The organism is Streptosporangium carneum (assembly GCF_027922005.1).
In the GTDB taxonomy this organism is placed as follows: Bacteria; Actinomycetota; Actinomycetes; order Streptosporangiales; family Streptosporangiaceae; genus Streptosporangium; species Streptosporangium carneum.
The window spans coordinates 321,273-337,573 of the sequence record NZ_BSEV01000007.1 but is presented as its reverse complement, the minus strand read 5'-3'; the positions used below and the strand labels follow the sequence as shown (position 1 = coordinate 337,573).

The window sequence follows — 16,301 nt, the reverse complement described above, 5'->3', positions numbered from 1 at the left end:
GACGTCTCTCCCGGACGGAGAGACCGTCAGAGCAGGTGGCGTTCGGCGACGGGATGTCCTAGGAAGCGGTGCATGGCGAACTCCCACCCGTAGGAGCCCGCGTAGGGGAAGACGACCAGGTCACCGGCGCGCACGCGGTCCACCCGGACGTCGCGCAGCAGTGTGTCCTCCGGCGTGCACAACTCACCGACGACCGTGACCCGCGCGTTCTCGACGGCCGGGCGCGTGCCCTCCTGCCACCGGTCCACCGGCAGCACCGCCATGTTGTGCACGATGTCCCACGAGGTGGGGAGCTGGAAGTGGTTGATGCCGCCGCGCAGCATCACGAACCACGAGCCGTAGGAGGACTTCACGTCGACCACCTCGGCGGCGTACCAGCCGCAGTCGGCGGCCAGGAAACGGCCGGGTTCCAGCAGCACCCGCACGCCCGCGGGCGGTTCGACCTGCCCCGCCAGCTCGCCGAAGCGGGCGACGTCGAAGGGCTTCTCCCCCTCGAAGGCCACGCCGATGCCACCGCCGACGTCGATGTGGCGGAGGTCGACGCCGTTCTCCGCCGCGGTCCGCGCACTCCACTCCACGCACCAGCGCAGGTAGGCGGCGTGGGAGTCGGCGTCGAGGTTGCCGGAGGCCGCGTGGACGTGGAAGCCGACCACGTCCAGGCCGGGCAGTCGCACGGCCTCGCGCAGCACCTCCGGCACGTCCGGCTCCGCCACGCCGAACTGGGACGGGACGCCGCCCATGAGCAGGGAGCCGGTGACCGGGATCTCGGCGGGGTTCACCCGCAGCGCGACCCTGGCCCGCACGCCCTCGGCGACCGCGATCCGGCTGATCCGGTGGAGTTCGAGCAGGCTCTCGGCGTTGATCGCCTCAGCTCCGGCCCGGACGAGGGCGGTCAGGACGGGGACGGACTTCGCCGGCCCGGCGGCGACGACGCGAGCCGTGCCGTCCAGCGGGGGGCGGACCTCCAGGGCGAGGTCGAGCTCCGTCAGGGAGGCGACCTCGAACCCGTCCACGTGGGGAGCGAGGGCCCGCACCACGCCGGGGAAGGAGTTGGCCTTCATGGCGAAGTAGACGGCCGCCCACCCGGGGAGCGCCGCGCGTAGTTCGCGGGCGCGTTCCGCGGCGACCGATCCGTCGTACACGTACGCCGACACCGGTGTCCCGGCACGGGTCAGGTCGAGGAGGCGGCGCCGGAGCGCCGCGGGAAGCACGTCCGTCGGGTAGGCGGAACGAGGGGCCGCCGAGGGCGGGAGCTGGATGGACACGGGTCTGCCTTTGGGCGAAGGGAACGGGGCGTATCGTCTAAGCCGACGGGTCGCCTGTGGGCGCCGGCCGTACGGGCATGACAAAGGTTCCTGAGTGGTCTTCGGACATCGGAAGATCCGGACATGGGGGCTGATTGAGGTAAGGCTAACCTAATGTCGGATAAAAGCTTTTGCAAGCCGTGAGGCTTTGCCGCCCATGAGGCGTGAAGATCGTAAGAGAGGCGCCGCCCGGCGGGCAATGGCGGGGAGGCGCCGCCCGGCGGACGGCCGTCCTCGCCGGGCGGGGAGCGCGGCGTCACGACATCCGGCTCCGGCGTCATCCGGGCCTCGCCGCGGGCTCGGCCCGCGCTCGCGGTCCCGCGCCGATCTCGCCGCGGTGCCCCCGCGGCCCGGGGGACGCGTGATCCTGGCGGTGGCCGTCCTGTCGGCGCGGGCGGGCGCGCGCCCGCGCGCGACGCTTGTCCGGACGGCGGGAACGAATGCGCCCCCGCTCGTTCCGCCGAACAACTCGGCGCCGATTTCCCGCTCACCGCGCAGGGGTGCGGCGCGGACTCCGTTCATCCCGTCCATGACGGACGCCGGCCGGTGGTGAACGGCAATGGGCGGCGGTTTGTCGCTTGATTCGAGAAGCGACCGCCAATGGTCGTGGTTCGTTCCCTCCTGCCGCGGGGAATTCCCGGGGGCGGTGAGGTGGCCGGTGTGAAGGCCGTCGGGAGGCCGTCGGAGTCAACGATGCCGGGGGCGTTGAGGGTGGACCCTCCGACCGTGCCGCCTTTCAGAAAGCTCTGCGTCGAAGTCTCTCCCCGAGGAGACTGCGCGTAAGCCGGGAACGCCGACGAGGGGCGGCGTCAAGGCGTTCGGAAATGTCGCCTCATGGCGACCTTCGGCATCTTCTTCGCGAACGAGAACCAAGTCGCAGCGGAAAACAGGCCGTACCAAATCTCATTTACTGGAGCTTGTCAGGTTCGTCATTCATCATGGTCGAGGCGATTCGCGTTCGTCGTTGACGGCCTCGCCTGCGCGACGGGCTTCGTGACGCCGTGTGACGGCTCTCGTGCGGGCCGTTCGGGCGTCCTCGCGCGGCCCGCTCGCGTCGCCCGCCCAGGGCTGCGAAAGGGCTCGGCGGGCCTACGGTGAAGACATGCGCCTGACCGCTTTCACTGACATCTCGCTCCGCATCGTCATGCGGCTGGCCGTGGCGGGCGAGGAGGAGCTGCCCACGACCCGCTCGGTCGCCGGGACGCTGGCCGTGCCGTACACCCATGCGGCCAAGGCGGTGGCGCGCCTGGGCGAGCTGGGGCTGGTGGAGACCAGGAGGGGGCGCGGGGGCGGGTTGCGGCTCACCGGCGCCGGTCGTCGGGCGTCGGTCGGCGGCATCGTCCGCACCCTGGAGGGGGAGGGCGACCTGGTCGGCTGCGAGGACGACCCGCCGTGTCCGCTGCGGACCGCCTGCAGGCTCCGCACGGCGCTGGCGCGGGCCAGGGAGGCGTTCTTCGCCTCGCTCGACCCGATCACCGTCGACTCCCTGGTGGCGTCGCCGACCGGGCCCGCGCTTGTCATGCTCCTGCCTCCGGCGAAGGACCTTGGTCCCTAGGGGATGTGGCCTTCGACCCTCAGGAGCATGCCGAGCCGTGGGGTTGAATATGCATATCAGATGCAAATTTGACCGGATCTTCCCCTTCCGCTTCCCATAACTGGAGGTCACGTGCTCTCCCCGGAGTCCGCCGAGATCGTCCGCGCCACACTGCCCGTCGTCGGCGCGTCACTCGACGCCATCACCACGAAGTTCTACGGCACGATGTTCGCCGAGCGTCCCGAGCTCCTCGACGGCCTGTTCAACCGTGGCAACCAGGCGAACGGCGAGCAGCGCAGGGCACTGGCCGGCTCCATAGCGGCCTTCGCGGTCGCCCTGCTGGAGCGTCCGGACGAGCGCCCCGACCGGCTGCTCGCCCGCATCGCCCACAAGCACGCCGCCGTCGGGGTGACCCAGGACCAGTACGTCATCGTGCACAAGTACCTCTTCGGCGCGATCGCCGAGGTGCTCGGCGACGCGGTCACCCCGCAGGTCGCCCAGGCGTGGGACGAGGTGTACTGGCTGATGGCCGGCGCGCTGATCGCCATGGAAGCCCGTGTCTACGCCGAGGCCGGGGCGGACGAGGGACGCACCTGGCGGCGCTGGCGCGTCGTCGGGCGGCGCGAGGAGACGGCCGACGTGGTCTCCTTCCAGCTGAGCCCGCTCGGCGACGACCCGGTCCCGCCGGCGCGCCCCGGCCAGTACGTCAGCGTCAGGGTGCGGATGCCCGACGGCGTTCACCAGCTCCGCCAGTACACCCTGTCGAGCGGCGAGCGGGACGGCCTGCGCAGGATCACCGTCAAGCGGGTGCGCGGCGGCGACAGCCCTGACGGGGAGGTGTCCACCCTGCTGCACGACACCGTGGCCGTGGGCGACGAGCTGACCCTGTCGGCGCCGTTCGGCGAGGTGACCCTGGAGGACGGCGACGCGCCGCTCGTGCTCGTCTCCGCGGGCATCGGCTGCACCCCGATCGCCGCGATGCTGGAGCACCTCGCCGCCACCGGCTCGACGCGCCGCGTCCTGCTGCTGCACGCCGACCGCTCCCCGGTCGACCACGCGCTCCGTCACGAGGTGAACGGCCTCCTCGACACGCTGCCCGGCGCGGAGAGGGTTGTCTGGTACGAGTACGGAGCCTCGGGCGACGCCCGCGAGGGGTGGATGGACCTGACCGGTGTCGAGGTTCCCCCCGGGGCGCTCGCCTACCTGTGCGGTCCCGTGCCGTTCATGCGCCAGGCGCGCTCCCAGCTCATCGGGGCGGGGGTCGCGGCCCGCGACATCCGCTACGAGGTCTTCGGCCCCGACCTCTGGCTGGGCGAGGACGCCGCGGCCTGAGCCGGATCCGGTGCCGCGGTCTGGGCCGGATCCGGCGGAGCGGCCGTCCGGCCGCCCGCCAGGAGCTCGACGGTCCCGCGCTCGCCGTCGACCCTGATCCTGTCGCCGTCGCGCAGACGCATGGTCGCGTTGCCCGTGCCGACCACCGCGGGGATGCCGAGCTCGCGCGCCACGATCGAGGCGTGCGACAGGGGCGCGCCCATGTCGGTCACGACGGCGGCGGCGCGGGGGAACATCGGCGTCCAGCCGATGTTGGTCAACGTCGTCACCAGGATCTCGCCGGGGGCGAGCAGCCCGCCGTCCTCGGGGCTCGCGATGATCCTGGCCACGCCCTCGACGACGCCCGGCGCGCCGGGGAAGCCGGTGACCGTCTCGCTCACCGGGGCGCTGCCGCCCCTGGCGTCGAAGATGTCGCCGCGCCGGTCGGGGGAGGCGGCCCAGCGGACCGGGTCGAAACGGCCGACGATCAGCGTGGGGTAGGCGGGCAGGGCGGCGTACCGCTCGTAGGTCGCACGCCTGACCGCCACCTCGGCCAGCGGGCCCTCGTCGCCGCGCAGGACGGTGAGGATCTCCTGGATCGACAGGAAGAACAGGTCGTCCCCGTGGCCGGTGAGCCGCCCCGCCCGCAGGACGAAGGCGCGCACCGCCCAGAAGGCGCGGATCGACTCGGAGCGGGTCGTCTCCCGGTCGCGGACGATCGCGTTCCACCGCTGGACCCGCGACCGCATCCTGGCGGCCCTGCGGGGGTGACGCCGCTCGAACCGCTCCCAGGCCGCCTCGCGCGCCTCCTCCTGGCGGGCGAACAGCGCGTCCGTGCGGTGCGCGCCGCCGGCCATGGCCGCGAGCTGCGCGTCGATCCACTCCGGGTCCTCGCCGGGCCTGGCGATCGAGATCTCGAACTCGTGCGGCCCCCTGTGCCCGTAGAGGCGGGCGAACGTCTCCCGGTCGATCTCCCCCCGGGCGAGCCTGTCCAGGCCGACGATCGGGCCGAGGCTGGCCAGCTCCCCGTCGGAGCCCGCCCCGGTGAGCATGGCCTCCGCGTCGGCCTCGCCGACCAGCCTGCGCAGCCTGTCGCGGGTCCACACCAGGGAACTGCCGCCCTGGCGTCCCGCCGCCTCCAGCATCCGGCAGGCGTCGGCGAAGTACGGCGCCAGCTCCTCCTCCCACAGCCGGACCAGCTCGGCCGCGGTGGGCGCGGCGGAGGCCCGCTCGCGCAGCTCCGTGCAGCGCTCCTGCGCCGTGGCGAGGAAGCCGGGCATCCTCTTCAGGTTGGCCGCGACCTTCTTGCGGAGGGTGAGGGCGAGCGGCAGCACGCTCCTGATGATCCGCCGGCGCGAGGCGGGCAGCAGCGGCACGTCGAGGCCGGGCGGGAGCTTGCCGAAGACCTGCTCGGTCGCGCTGAGCCTGCCCTGCATGCCCAGGGCCCTGGCTATCGAGACCACGACGCTCAGGTTCATGTAGAACCGGCCGCCGATGTTGCCGACCAGGTCGAAACCGGGCATGGCCGAGGCGGACATGGCCTCGTGGATGAAGGTCCGCACCAGCGACCACGTGCACGGCGTCATCACGTCGGGGATGGCCTCGCCGAGATTGGCGGAGGTCCACAGGTAGTCGCCGCCCAGGCTGTCGTTCCACTCCTCGGTCCGCTGCCCGAGGCCGGTGACGGGGCGCGCCTGCACCACGAAGAAGGCCCCGTCGCGTCTGGCCCACTCGACGTCCACGGCCGTGCCGTACAGCTCCTCGATCCGCGCTCCCAGCTCCGCGAGCCGTACGGCCTGCGCCCCGTCGAGCACGGGACGGCGGCGCAGCTCCTCGGGCGCCGGCTCCTCGCGCGTGCCGCCGGGAGTGCGGACCGTCATGACGGCCTTGTCGCCGACGTGCTCCTCGACGATCTCGTGCCCGGCCTTGCCGACCACGACGGTGTCCGGGGTCACCTGCCCGCCGACGACGGCCTCACCCAGGCCCCAGGAGGCGTTGATCACCGTCTGGTCGCGCGCGCCGCTGACCGGGTTCACCGTGAACAGGACGCCCGCCGCGTCGGCGGGCACCAGCTCCTGGACCACGACCGCCAGGGCCACCTCGTCGTGCGGGACGCCGTTCCCCTCCCGGTAGGCGATGGCGCGCGCGGTCCACAGCGAGGCCCAGCAGCGCCTGACCGCCTCGAGCAGGCCGTCGCCCCTGACGTTGAGATAGGTGTCCTGCTGCCCGGCGAACGACATCTCGGGGAGGTCCTCCGCCGTGGCGGAGGAACGCACGGCGACCGGCACGTCGTCGCCGAGCCTCGCGTGGGCCGCCCGGATCTCCCGCGCGGTCTCCTCGGGAACCTCGTGCCCGGCGAACAGGGCCGAGATCCGCGAGGCGGCCTCCTGCGGGGACTCCTCGGAGACGGCCCGCATGATCAGCTCGTGCAGGCCGTCGCGCGAGACGAAGTCCCGGTAGGCCTCCGTGGTGACGTGGAAGCCGCCGGGAACGGGCAGGCCCGCGCGGGCCAGCCTGGCCAGCGACGCGCCCTTGCCGCCCGCTGTCGCGAGATCGGCCGCCGCGTCGCCGAGGGGGATGATCCTCACGTCGTGTTCTCCTGTGTGCCGAGGGAGAGGGCCAGCTTGCGCCGTGCCGTCTCCAGGGCGAGATCGAGGAAGTCGAGGGTGGCCAGGGAGATCGCGCGGGCGTCGTCCGCCGAGAGCGGCTCGGCGCTCTCCAGCGTCCTGGCCCCCGCGTCGGCGATCAGCTCCGCCAGCCGCTCGTCGGGCGGTCTGTAGTCCGGCGGCATCATCCGCGAGGCGAGCAGGAACCCGTAGAGGATGGAGACGAGCGTGGTCACCCGGTCGGCGGGGGAGAGGTCGGTCCGCAGCCCGCCGTGCCCCGCCAGCACGTCCAGGTAGGTCCCGAGCCCCGTCCGCAGGTCGGCGGCGCCCGCCCCGCCGTCGCGCTTGACGGTGATGAGCTTGCCCATGACCTCCGAGTCGCCCAGGACGCTCGCCCGTGTCAGGGGCCTGCCCATGAGCTCGGAGGCGAGCAGTCTGAGCAGCTCGCCGAGGGTGCCCTGGTCCTCCTGCGCGCGCCGCCGCACCTCGGAGAGCATCTCCACCCGCTCCCGGCGCAGCAGCGCGGCGAACAGCTCCTCGCGCGTCCGCCAGTGCAGGTAGAGCGTGCCCTTGGCGATGCCGGCGCCCTTGGCGATGTCCTCGACGGTGGTCTTGTCGTAACCCCAGCGCAGGATCAGGTCCGTGGCGGTGTCCAGAATGCGGTGCGCCCGCTCCAGCCGGTGCGCGGCGTCCTTGGGGGGTCGCCCCACCTTCCCGGATCGCGGCCTCATCGCCCCGCCTCTTTCGTAAATATCTGACTGGATGACCTCATTTGGTCATTTAATTAGTACCACGTGTCCGCCGTGCGCTGAAGGGGGACGGTCCGATCCGTCACGGGGGAGGGGCGGCGTCGCCGCGAGGCCGCGCGCCGGGCGGCGGACCTTCCGGCCTCGCGGGCGTGCCGCTCGGCCGGTTTTCGACGCTTCGGGGATCAGACGTCGAGGAGGTGGAACCCGCTGATCGGCGTGGCCGGGGCCGTGACGGCCTGGCTCAGCAGGCGGGTCAGCTGTTCCGCGAGGCCCACGGCGGTCGAGCGGTCGAACAGGTCCTTGCTGTACTCCAGGAAGCCCGTGCCCGTCCCGTCGAGGTTCAGGGTCAGGTCGAACTCGGCGGCGCCGGTGTGCACGACCTCGACGCCGTGCGCCGGGGCGTCGCGGTGCACCAGCGTCACCTGGAACGGCGGGCGCCGGTCGTGGGAGCGGGACGGGCCGAGCGCCTCGGTCAGCCGGTCGAAGGGCAGGTTCGCGTGGTCGAACGCGACGAGGTCGGCCTTCCCGACCCGGTCGAGCAGCTCCGTGAAGGACGGGTCGCCCGAGGTGTCCGTGCGCAGCACCAGCATGTCGGCGTAGGGCCCGACGGCGTCGTCCAGCGCGTTGTCCAGCGCGCCGTCGTGCCTGCCGGCGACCGGTGTGCCGATCGGGATGTCCACACCCGCGCCGAGCCGGGTGAGCAGCGCCGCGAGCGCGGCGTGCAGGACGGGGAAGACGCCGGTGCGACTCGCCCCGGCGAGTTCCCCGATCGCCGCGGCGAGCCCGGGCGCCGCCTTGACCGGGACCGTCCCTCCCGCACCGCTCGGGACACGGGGCCTGGGGCGGTCGGCGGGCAGCTCCAGCCGGTCGGGCAGCCCCTCCAGAGCCTGTCTCCAGTGGGAGAGGCCGGGGTCGGGCAGGTCGCGCCGCCAGAGCGTGTAGTCGGCGTACTGCACCGGTGCTCGCTCGAAGGCGGGGGCGACGCCGGACCTCCTGGCCTCGTAGGCGGTGAGCAGGTCGCGTGCCAGCGGCCCGGTGGACCGGTGGTCGGCGGCGATGCGGTGCAGGACCAGCAGCAGCACGTGGTCGTCCGGACCGCGCCGCAGCAGGTGGGCGCGGAGCGGGAGATCGACCCCCAGGTCGAACCCCCGGCGTGTGATCGTCCGCATCGCCACGGCGGGGTCGTCCGGCTGCCAGACCGGCAGGGGCACCGGTCCCGGGGGCAGGATCCGCTGCCGGGGCACGCCGTGCTCCTCGGGGAAGACGGTGCGCAGGATCTCGTGCCTGGCCACGACGTCGCCGAGCGCGGCCTGCAGGGCGTCGCGGTCCATCGGACCCGGCGGGCGGACCGTGAACGCGATGGTGTGGGCCGGGCTCCGGCCCTCGACTCCCTGCTGGGACCACAGCCTCGCCTGGGCCGGTGACAGCGGCATCGGCGTCGGCCTGTGCCTGGGCCGCAGCGGCGGCAGGGCGGGCCGCCCCACGGGCAGCGGGGCCGCCGCCCCGGCCCGCGCCGGCGGGGCCGCGGCCGTACCGGTCGCCGCGGCGCCGCGGGCCCGCCGTCCGCGCCGCGGGGCGGTCGCGGGAGCGGCCTCCTCACCGGCGGGGGGTAAGGCCTCCTCCGCGGGCGGCAGGAGGAGGCCGACGGGGGTTTCCGGCGGGGTGAGGGCCAGGGAGGTCAGGAGCCGTGCCAGCCGCAGGGCGTGCGCGGCCAGCGACTCCTCCGAGTAGAGGGCGACGTTGCCGGTGAGCTCGAGGGTCAGCCGGTCCCCGTCGAGCAGGAGGGTGACGGCCAGGTCCTCGACGGGCCCCGAGGCGAGGGTGCCGACCGTGGCGCGCGCGTCGCCGAACTTCACCTCCGACGCGAAGGGCTTGATGTCGAGCAGCGGCCCGAACAGGGCTCCCCGGGAGTCGGGCAGGCCGAGGTCGCGCCGGAGGTCCTCGATCCGGTAGCGGGAGTGGCGGCGGGCCTCCGCCACCCGCAGCGCGGCCTGTTCGACGAGGCCGCCGAGCGGGACGTCGTGGCGCACGTCGAGCCTGAGGGGAAGCACGTTGGCCGTCAGGCACGGCACCCTGAGGGCGGCTCCGAAGCGGTTCATCAGCGGCAGGCCGATCAGGACGTCGGTGACGCCGGTGAGCCGTCCGAGATACACGGCCAGCCCGGCCGCGGCCACGTCCGCCCAGGTCGCCCGCGCCTGCCGGGCGATCAGGTCCCAGTGCCCCGTGGCGGGCAGGTCCTCACGGCACCTGATCACCTCGCCCGCGGCCCTCGGGGGCGCACCCGCGAGACCCCTGGGCTCCGGCGCGGAGACCAGCCGGTCGAGCCAGTAGGCCCGGTCCTCCGCGTGCCGCTCCGAGGCCCGATACGCCTCCTCCTCCGCCAGCACGGGCAGCAGGCCGCCGAACGGGCTCGGACCCGCGGGAAGCCCCTCCGTCAGCGCGTTGTAGATCTCCGCGACCCGGCCGACCAGCATCGACAGCCCGTAGGCGTCGATCAGGATGCAGTGCATCCGCAGGTACCACACGAACCGGTCGTCGGCCAGGCGGAGCAACGCGTGGCTGGACAGCGGCCCGGTCACCAGGTCGACCGGGGCCGCGAGGTCGGCGCGCATCCACGCGTCGGCGGCGGCCTCGGGGGCGGGCCACTCCCGCAGGTCGAGGAAGGCGGCCGAGCCTCGCAGCGAGTCGCACTCGGGTAAGTACTGGGCGGGTTCCTCGGTGAAGCGCAGGCGGAGCGGCTCGGCCTCGGCCAGGCAGCGCAGCAGGGCGCGTTCGAACAGGACCGGGTCGACGGGGCCACGGACGTCGACCCGGTAGGCGGTGTTGTAGACGGGGTTTCCGGGATCCGGGCGCTGGGCGAACCAGATCCCGGCCTGGGCCCCGGTGAGAGGGAACGTCTCGGCAGTCATCCCCGTGGCTCCGCAGGGACCGCCGGTTCCTGCCGGAGCCGTTCGGCTGTCTCGGCGCGCGGAGGTGGCGCGGCCTCAGACACCGGCCACCTCCGCCGAGAGCGCGCGGCTGACCTGCAGGGTGGTGACGGTGACCGCGCAGCGTTCCGCGGCGTAGGTGAGCGCCATGCGGTGGTGCTCGAGGGAGAAGTCCGCGACGGCGTCGGCGACCACGAACGCCTGGACGTCGCGCATGAACGCCTCACAGGCGGTCATGAGCACGCCGATGTGCGCGTAGATCCCGCAGACGATGAGCTGGTCGCGGCCCTGCTCCGCCATCAGCTCGGCCAGCCCGGTCCGCTGGTAGGCGCTGTAGCGCCACTTGGTGAGCAGCACGTCGCCCCGGCGGGGCGCCAGCTCGTCGGTGATCCTGGCCTCCCACGGGTCCTGCCCGATGCCGTCGCCCCAGAAGTCCAGCAGCAGCCCGCGCTGCTCCGCGCTCTGGGCGCCGGGCTGCGCCGAGTAGACGACGGGCACGCCCAGGTCGGCGCAGCGCTCGCGCAGCGCCAGGACGTTGGACATCAGCTCGACCGTCGGCGACTGACCCGCGGGGAAGGCCCGCAGGAAGTAGTTCTGCATGTCGTGGACCAGCAGCACGGCGCGGTCGGCCTCCGGACGCCACTCGACCCGGTTGGTCGGCAGATCCGACGGCATCGGGTAGGGCTGGATAGAGGGGATCGCCATGGTCGTCATGTCCTCTCACGTAGGTGGCGCTTGCTGACCTTGCCGACCGCGGTCTGCGGGAAGGCGTCGACGAACTCGAAACGGTCGGGAATCTTGAAGGCGGCGATGCCCCGGTCCCTGAGGAACGCCCTGAGCTCGCCCCTGCCCGGGGCCTCGCCCCGGCAGATCACGTAGGCGCAGGCGCGCTCGCCCAGGTAGGGGTCGGGGACGGCCACGACGCTGGCGTCGTGGATCGCCGGATGGGCCAGGAGATGGTTCTCCACCTCCTCGGCGGCGATCTTGTCGCCGCCCCGGTTGATCTGGTCCTTGGCGCGGCCCTCCACCACCAGGTAGCCGGTGGGGGTGCGCCTGACGATGTCGCCGGTCCGGTAGAACCCGTCGGCGGTGAAGGCGGTCTTGTTGTGCTCCTCCGCCCGCCAGTAGCCGCGGATGGTGTAGGGGCCGCGGGTCAGCAGGTGACCGGTCTCGCTCTCGCGGTCCTCGTCGTCCACGATGAGGATCTCGTCGTCCGGGGAGATGGGACGGCCCTGCGTGGAGACGATCACGTCTTCGGGGTCGTCGAGCCTGGTGTAGTTGACCAGCCCCTCGGCCATGCCGAAGACCTGCTGCAGCGTGCAGCCCAGTTCGGGGGCGACCCGCTTGGCCGCCTCCTCGCTGAACTTGGCCCCGCCGACCTGCAGCACCTCCAGGCTGGACAGGTCGTGCGCGCCCGCGCCCGCGGCGTCCAGCCAGACCAGCGCGAGCGGCGGGACCAGGGCGGTGACGGTGACGCGCTCCCGCTCGATCAGCGGCAGGCAGGTGCTCGGGCTGGGGTCGGGTGCCAGGACGGCGGCGGCCCCCGCGCTGAGCGTCCCGAAGACGCCGGGGGAGCTCATGGGGAAGTTGTGCGCGGCGGGCAGCGCGCACAGGTAGACGCTGTCGGGGGTCAGCCCGCAGATCTCCGCGCTCGCCCTGAAGCTGTAGATGTAGTCGTCGTGGGTCCTGGGGATCAGCTTGGGCAGCCCCGTGCTTCCGCCGGACAGCTGGAGGAACGCCACGCCCGCCGGGTCCGGCTCGGGCAGCTCGACGGGGTCGGCCTCGGGCAGCGCGCCCAGCACGAGCGCGGGGGTGTCAGGGGCGAAGGCCCGGTGGTCGTCGTCGGGACAGACGTAGGCCGCGGCCTCGGTGAACTCGCAGAAGTAGGAGATCTCCGCGGTGCGGTGCGCGGGCAGCGCGAAGACCGGCCACGCGCCGAGCCTGAACAGCGCGAAGCAGACCTGGTAGAACTCCGGGACGTTCGGCAGCTGCACGACGACCCGGTCGCCGGGCCCGATACCGAGGCCGAGCAGTCCCGCGGCGAGCCGGTCGGCCCGTTCGTCCAGGTCACGGTAGCTCCACCGGGCTCCCTGGGAGATCAGCGCGGGGCGCGGGCCGTACCGGGCGGCCAGGTCGCGCAGCATGGCCCCGAAGGTCTCGCCCCGCCAGTACCCTGCGGCCCGGTAGCGGGCGGCGACGTCCTCAGGCCAGTGCATCGGCGCTCACCCCCAGCGCCCGCAGCATGGTGCGGAACTTGGCCGAGGTCTCGGCGAGCTCAAGCTCGGGGTCGGAGCCCGGCACGATGCCCGCTCCCGCGTACAGCCGCAGCACGTGCTCCTCGACCGTGGCGCAGCGGATGGTCACCGCCCACTCGCCGTCTCCCGCCGCGTCGGTCCAGCCGACCAGGCCGGTGTAGAAGTCCCGGTCGAACGGCTCCAGCCTCTCGATCGCGCGCCTGGCCGCCGCCTCGGGCGTCCCGCACACCGCGGGGGTCGGATGCAGCGCCGCGGCGAGGGTCAGGGCGGAGACGTCGGGGTCGCGCAGCACGCCGGTGACGCGGGTGGACAGGTGCCACATCGTCTCGGTCGACGTCAGCTCGGGCGCGGAGGGCACGTCCAGGTCCGCGCAGTAGGGGCGCAGGGCGTCGGCGACGGCGTCGACGACCAGGCGGTGCTCGTGGCGGTCCTTGGCCGAGGCGGCCAGGCCCTCAGCGTTGCGGCGGTCCTCGACGGGGTCGGGGAGGCGGGCGGCCGAGCCCGCCAGGGGGTTGGCGACGACCGTCCTGCCTCTGCGGGAGACGAGCAGCTCGGGACTGGCGCCGATGAGCGTCCGGCCGCCGGGCAGCGGCGTGGCGAAGGAGTAGCCGTGGCCGAGAAGGGGGCGCAGGAGCTCACGAACCTCGATGGGCTCGTCCGAGCCGAGTTCGAGGGTTCTGGCGAGCACCACCTTGTCGAGGTCGTCGGCGTCCATGAGCTCGAGTGCCCGCCGTACCGCCTCCGTGTAGTCCTCCGGCGCGGGAAGGGGACGCACCCGCCAGCCGCCGCGCGGTGATCCGACACCGGGTTCCAGCGGTGCCGACCAGGTCACGGCCCGGGGGACGACCAGGTGGGCCGTGCCGTCGAACCCGATCGCCCCGGCCGCGACGCCGTCGCGGCCGAGCGCGGCGGCCACCTTTTCCGGCAGGGCGTCGAGGTCACCGCCGACGACGGTGTCGACGCCGCGGGTCAGCAGCGTGCGGTGGGGTGAGGCGAAGAGCACCGACTCGCCGTGTTCGTATCCGGCGAGCGGATCCACGGCGGTTGTCAGCGGATGCATCGGAGTCCAATCTGGTCAGGCGCGGAGGGTCGCGCCGCCGTCTACGAAGAGATCGTGCATGGTGATGTGCCTGGCCCGCTCCGAGGCGAGGAAGAGCACTGCGTCGGCGATGTCCCCCGGATCGGCGACGCGGCCCAGCGGAATGCCGACCCGGAAGGAGCGGGGGTCGCCGTCGAGCGTGCTGTTCCACGCCTCGTCAGGCTCCCTGTCCTCCCACAGCGCGCGCAGCATGGAGGTGTCGGTCGAGCCGGGGGAGACCACGTTGCAGCGGATGCCGTACGTCGCCAGCTCCAGGCCCAGGCACTTGGTGAACATGGAGGCGGCCGCCTTGGACGCCGCGTAGGCGGCCATGCCGATCCTGGGCACGGAGGCGGCGTTCGATCCCACAGTGATGATCACACCCCGCCGTCGCCGGACCATCCGCCTGGCGACCGCCCGGGAGGTGTGGAACACGCCGTCGGCGTTGACCGCGAAGGTCTGCCGCCACCGCTCGTCCTCGGTGTCCTCGACCCGCCCGGGCAGCAGCACCCCCGCCACGTTGACGAGGATGTCGATCGGCCCGAGATCCCTCTCGACGGCCGCGACCGTCTCCTCGACCGTCCGGGGGTCCCGCACGTCCAGCGGGTACGGCACCGCGTTCCCGAGCTCTCCCAGGTGCTCGAAACGCTTGTCGGCCGCGGCGACCTGTGCCCCGGCGTCCGCCAGAGCATCGCGGACCGCGGCTCCGATGCCTTGCGCCGCTCCGGTGACCAGGGCGACCCGGTTTCCGATCCCGTCCACTTCCCACGCCTTCCCGCCGGCCCGGTATGTATAGATTAGGTAAGGCTTGCCTAATTTTAGGTAAGCCTTACCTAATTTGATACGAGTGTGGTGATCTGTCAAGTGCCGGCGTCGTAGTCGGAGACGATCTCTTCGGATCGGCCGGCGCGGGGCTCGAAACGCCTCGGGCCGCGGGGGCCGGAAAGGCCTCAGGGCGCGGGGGAGGCGGCCACGGGGGAGGCGTCCGGCGGCGACGGGAAGGGGGCCCGGGAGGCGTGGGAGAGATCGGACGCGCGGTGGGGCGGGGGCGGTCCGGTGGAGAGGCCGGCCGCCCTCGCGGGCGGGCCTCAGCGCCCGTTCGCGTCGTCCGCCTGGGACGTGCCGTTCTCCGGAGAGGAGCTGGCGAGGGGGACCGCCTGGCCGCGCACCAGGTCGAGCTGTACCGTCTGGCGTGGCAGCAGCGCGTCCAGCAGCCAGTTCCCCGCGATGCGCGCCCTGCCGCCGGGCACGGCCAGCAGGTGGTACCCCCGGGTGACCACCTTGGCGGGAAGACCGGAGAGCGGCACGCCCAGCGGGTTCGCCGCGGCCTTGAGCCCGCCCAGGTCGACGACGAACCCGAGGTCGTTGTGCCGGTACGGCCTGCGTTCCCCCCTGCCGTACGAGGCGGCGACGTTGTGTGCGACGCGCTTGCCCTGACGGCTGGCGTGCTGGGCGGTCATCGCGGTGTACCGGCCAGGACTGGTCAGGTCCGGCACCGCGGCGGCGTCCCCGCAGGCGAAGATCTCCGGGTGCCCGGGCACGTTGAGGTACTCGTCGACCAGCAGCCTGCCCTTCTCCGTCGGCAGCCCCAGCGACTGCACGAGCGGGTCGGGCCGTACGCCGACGCACCAGATCAGCGAGCGGGTCGGCACGAACTCCCCGTCGGAGAGCCTGACCCCCGCCGAGGTCGCCTCGGCCACGCTGGTGCCGGTGCGGATCTCCACTCCGCGCTCGGACAGGGTGTGGTGCGCGGTCTGTGAGAGGCGTTCGTCGAGCTCGGGCAGGATACGCGGGGCCAGGTCGGCCAGGATCCAGCGGACCGGCTGGTCGCGCAGGCCGTGCCTGCGCTTTCGCGCGTCGAGGGTCAGCAACTGCCCCTGCGCCGCCACCTCGGTGCCGGTGTATCCGGCGCCCACGACGACGAACGTGCAGCGCGCCTCGCGCTCCTTGGGGTCGTCCGAGGCGTCGGCCAGCTCGATCTGGCGGATGAGGTGGTCGCGAAGGTAGAGGGCCTCGGCGATGCTGCGGAAGCCGTGCGCGTGCTCGGCCACCCCGGGGACGGGCAGCAGCTTGTTGACGCTGCCGACCGCGAGCACCAGGCGGTCGTATCCGAGGTCGCGACGGCCGCCCTCCGCGTCGGTGTAGCTCAGCCGCCTGTTCTCCGCGTCCACGGAGTCGACCGTGCCCAGCAGGTGCCGCACTCCGGAGCAGGCCCCGGACAGCGGGATCGCGACCTTGCGCGGGTCGAGGATCCCCGCCGCGACCTCGGGCAGCAGCGGCAGATAGAGGAAATAGTCGGTCGGGTTGATCAGAACGATCTCGACCGCTCCCCTGGCGAGCCCGGAGAGGGTCCGCGCCGCGGTGAAACCCGCGAAGCCGCCTCCCACGATGACGATTCTCTGCCGCTTGGTCATGTCCGCACGTCCTTCCCGATCGTGGAACTCCTCCGTGTGTCGCGTGCCCTGTTCGCGCGACGTCAAGCCTCGGGACGGGGGCGGGGTGTCCCTTGAGGCTCGCCGCCACACGATGCCCCTGTG

11 protein-coding genes are annotated in these 16,301 nt (G+C 73.0%); 2 read left to right on the top strand and 9 right to left on the bottom strand.

The window, feature by feature from the left end; genetic code table 11:
- Positions 1–26 precede the first annotated feature (26 nt).
- Complete coding sequence (locus PKF00_RS18505; RefSeq protein WP_271218794.1) at positions 27–1,265, bottom strand: type III PLP-dependent enzyme domain-containing protein; 1,239 nt, start codon at positions 1,263–1,265, stop codon at positions 27–29.
- Between the two features lie 1,141 nt (positions 1,266–2,406).
- On the opposite strand from PKF00_RS18505, the gene PKF00_RS18500 reads away from it, so the two are divergent.
- Positions 2,407–2,859 (top strand): Rrf2 family transcriptional regulator, encoded by a 453-nt coding sequence (locus PKF00_RS18500; protein WP_271218793.1) that lies wholly within the window; start codon positions 2,407–2,409, stop codon positions 2,857–2,859.
- A gap of 111 nt (positions 2,860–2,970) precedes the next feature.
- A complete protein-coding gene (locus PKF00_RS18495; protein WP_271218792.1) occupies positions 2,971–4,170 on the top strand; it encodes a globin domain-containing protein in 1,200 nt (399 codons plus the stop codon).
- Here PKF00_RS18495 and PKF00_RS18490 read toward each other — a convergent pair.
- From PKF00_RS18490 to PKF00_RS18455, 8 genes are all read right to left on the bottom strand, one after another.
- Positions 4,119–6,737, bottom strand: coding sequence for a PEP/pyruvate-binding domain-containing protein (locus tag PKF00_RS18490; protein WP_271218791.1), 2,619 nt, complete (start codon positions 6,735–6,737; stop codon positions 4,119–4,121). The two genes, PKF00_RS18495 and PKF00_RS18490, sit on opposite strands and share 52 nt — an antisense overlap.
- Positions 6,734–7,486 (bottom strand): TetR/AcrR family transcriptional regulator, encoded by a 753-nt coding sequence (locus tag PKF00_RS18485; protein ID WP_271218790.1) that lies wholly within the window; start codon positions 7,484–7,486, stop codon positions 6,734–6,736. Before PKF00_RS18485 ends, PKF00_RS18490 begins: the two co-directional genes overlap by 4 nt.
- A gap of 200 nt (positions 7,487–7,686) precedes the next feature.
- Positions 7,687–10,413 carry a condensation domain-containing protein gene (locus tag PKF00_RS18480; RefSeq protein ID WP_271218789.1) on the bottom strand — a complete coding sequence of 909 codons (2,727 nt, stop codon included), beginning with the start codon at positions 10,411–10,413 and terminating at the stop codon, positions 7,687–7,689.
- 75 nt (positions 10,414–10,488) lie between these two features.
- On the bottom strand, positions 10,489–11,136 hold the full coding sequence (locus PKF00_RS18475) for an isochorismatase family protein (protein ID WP_271218788.1): 648 nt from the start codon (positions 11,134–11,136) through the stop codon (positions 10,489–10,491).
- 5 nt (positions 11,137–11,141) lie between these two features.
- The gene (locus PKF00_RS18470; protein WP_271218787.1) at positions 11,142–12,647 is read right to left on the bottom strand and encodes a (2,3-dihydroxybenzoyl)adenylate synthase; all 1,506 of its coding nucleotides are present in this window, start codon (positions 12,645–12,647) and stop codon (positions 11,142–11,144) included.
- The gene (locus PKF00_RS18465; protein ID WP_271218786.1) at positions 12,634–13,746 is read right to left on the bottom strand and encodes an isochorismate synthase; all 1,113 of its coding nucleotides are present in this window, start codon (positions 13,744–13,746) and stop codon (positions 12,634–12,636) included. The genes PKF00_RS18470 and PKF00_RS18465 overlap by 14 nt, the downstream gene beginning before the upstream one ends.
- A 15-nt stretch (positions 13,747–13,761) precedes the next feature.
- On the bottom strand, positions 13,762–14,526 hold the full coding sequence (locus PKF00_RS18460; protein ID WP_271218785.1) for a 2,3-dihydro-2,3-dihydroxybenzoate dehydrogenase: 765 nt from the start codon (positions 14,524–14,526) through the stop codon (positions 13,762–13,764).
- Positions 14,527–14,852: 326 nt separating this feature from the next.
- On the bottom strand, positions 14,853–16,178 hold the full coding sequence (locus tag PKF00_RS18455; protein WP_271218784.1) for an NAD(P)/FAD-dependent oxidoreductase: 1,326 nt from the start codon (positions 16,176–16,178) through the stop codon (positions 14,853–14,855).
- Positions 16,179–16,301: the final 123 nt, after the last annotated feature.

Coding starts and splice junctions, on each gene's coding strand:
- PKF00_RS18500 (WP_271218793.1), top strand. CDS start 2,407: ATGCGCCTGACCGCTTTCACTGACATCTCGCTCCGCATCGTCATGCGG.
- PKF00_RS18485 (WP_271218790.1), bottom strand. CDS start 7,486: ATGAGGCCGCGATCCGGGAAGGTGGGGCGACCCCCCAAGGACGCCGCG.
- PKF00_RS18480 (WP_271218789.1), bottom strand. CDS start 10,413: ATGACTGCCGAGACGTTCCCTCTCACCGGGGCCCAGGCCGGGATCTGG.
- PKF00_RS18475 (WP_271218788.1), bottom strand. CDS start 11,136: ATGGCGATCCCCTCTATCCAGCCCTACCCGATGCCGTCGGATCTGCCG.
- PKF00_RS18470 (WP_271218787.1), bottom strand. CDS start 12,647: ATGCACTGGCCTGAGGACGTCGCCGCCCGCTACCGGGCCGCAGGGTAC.
- PKF00_RS18465 (WP_271218786.1), bottom strand. CDS start 13,746: ATGCATCCGCTGACAACCGCCGTGGATCCGCTCGCCGGATACGAACAC.
- PKF00_RS18455 (WP_271218784.1), bottom strand. CDS start 16,178: ATGACCAAGCGGCAGAGAATCGTCATCGTGGGAGGCGGCTTCGCGGGT.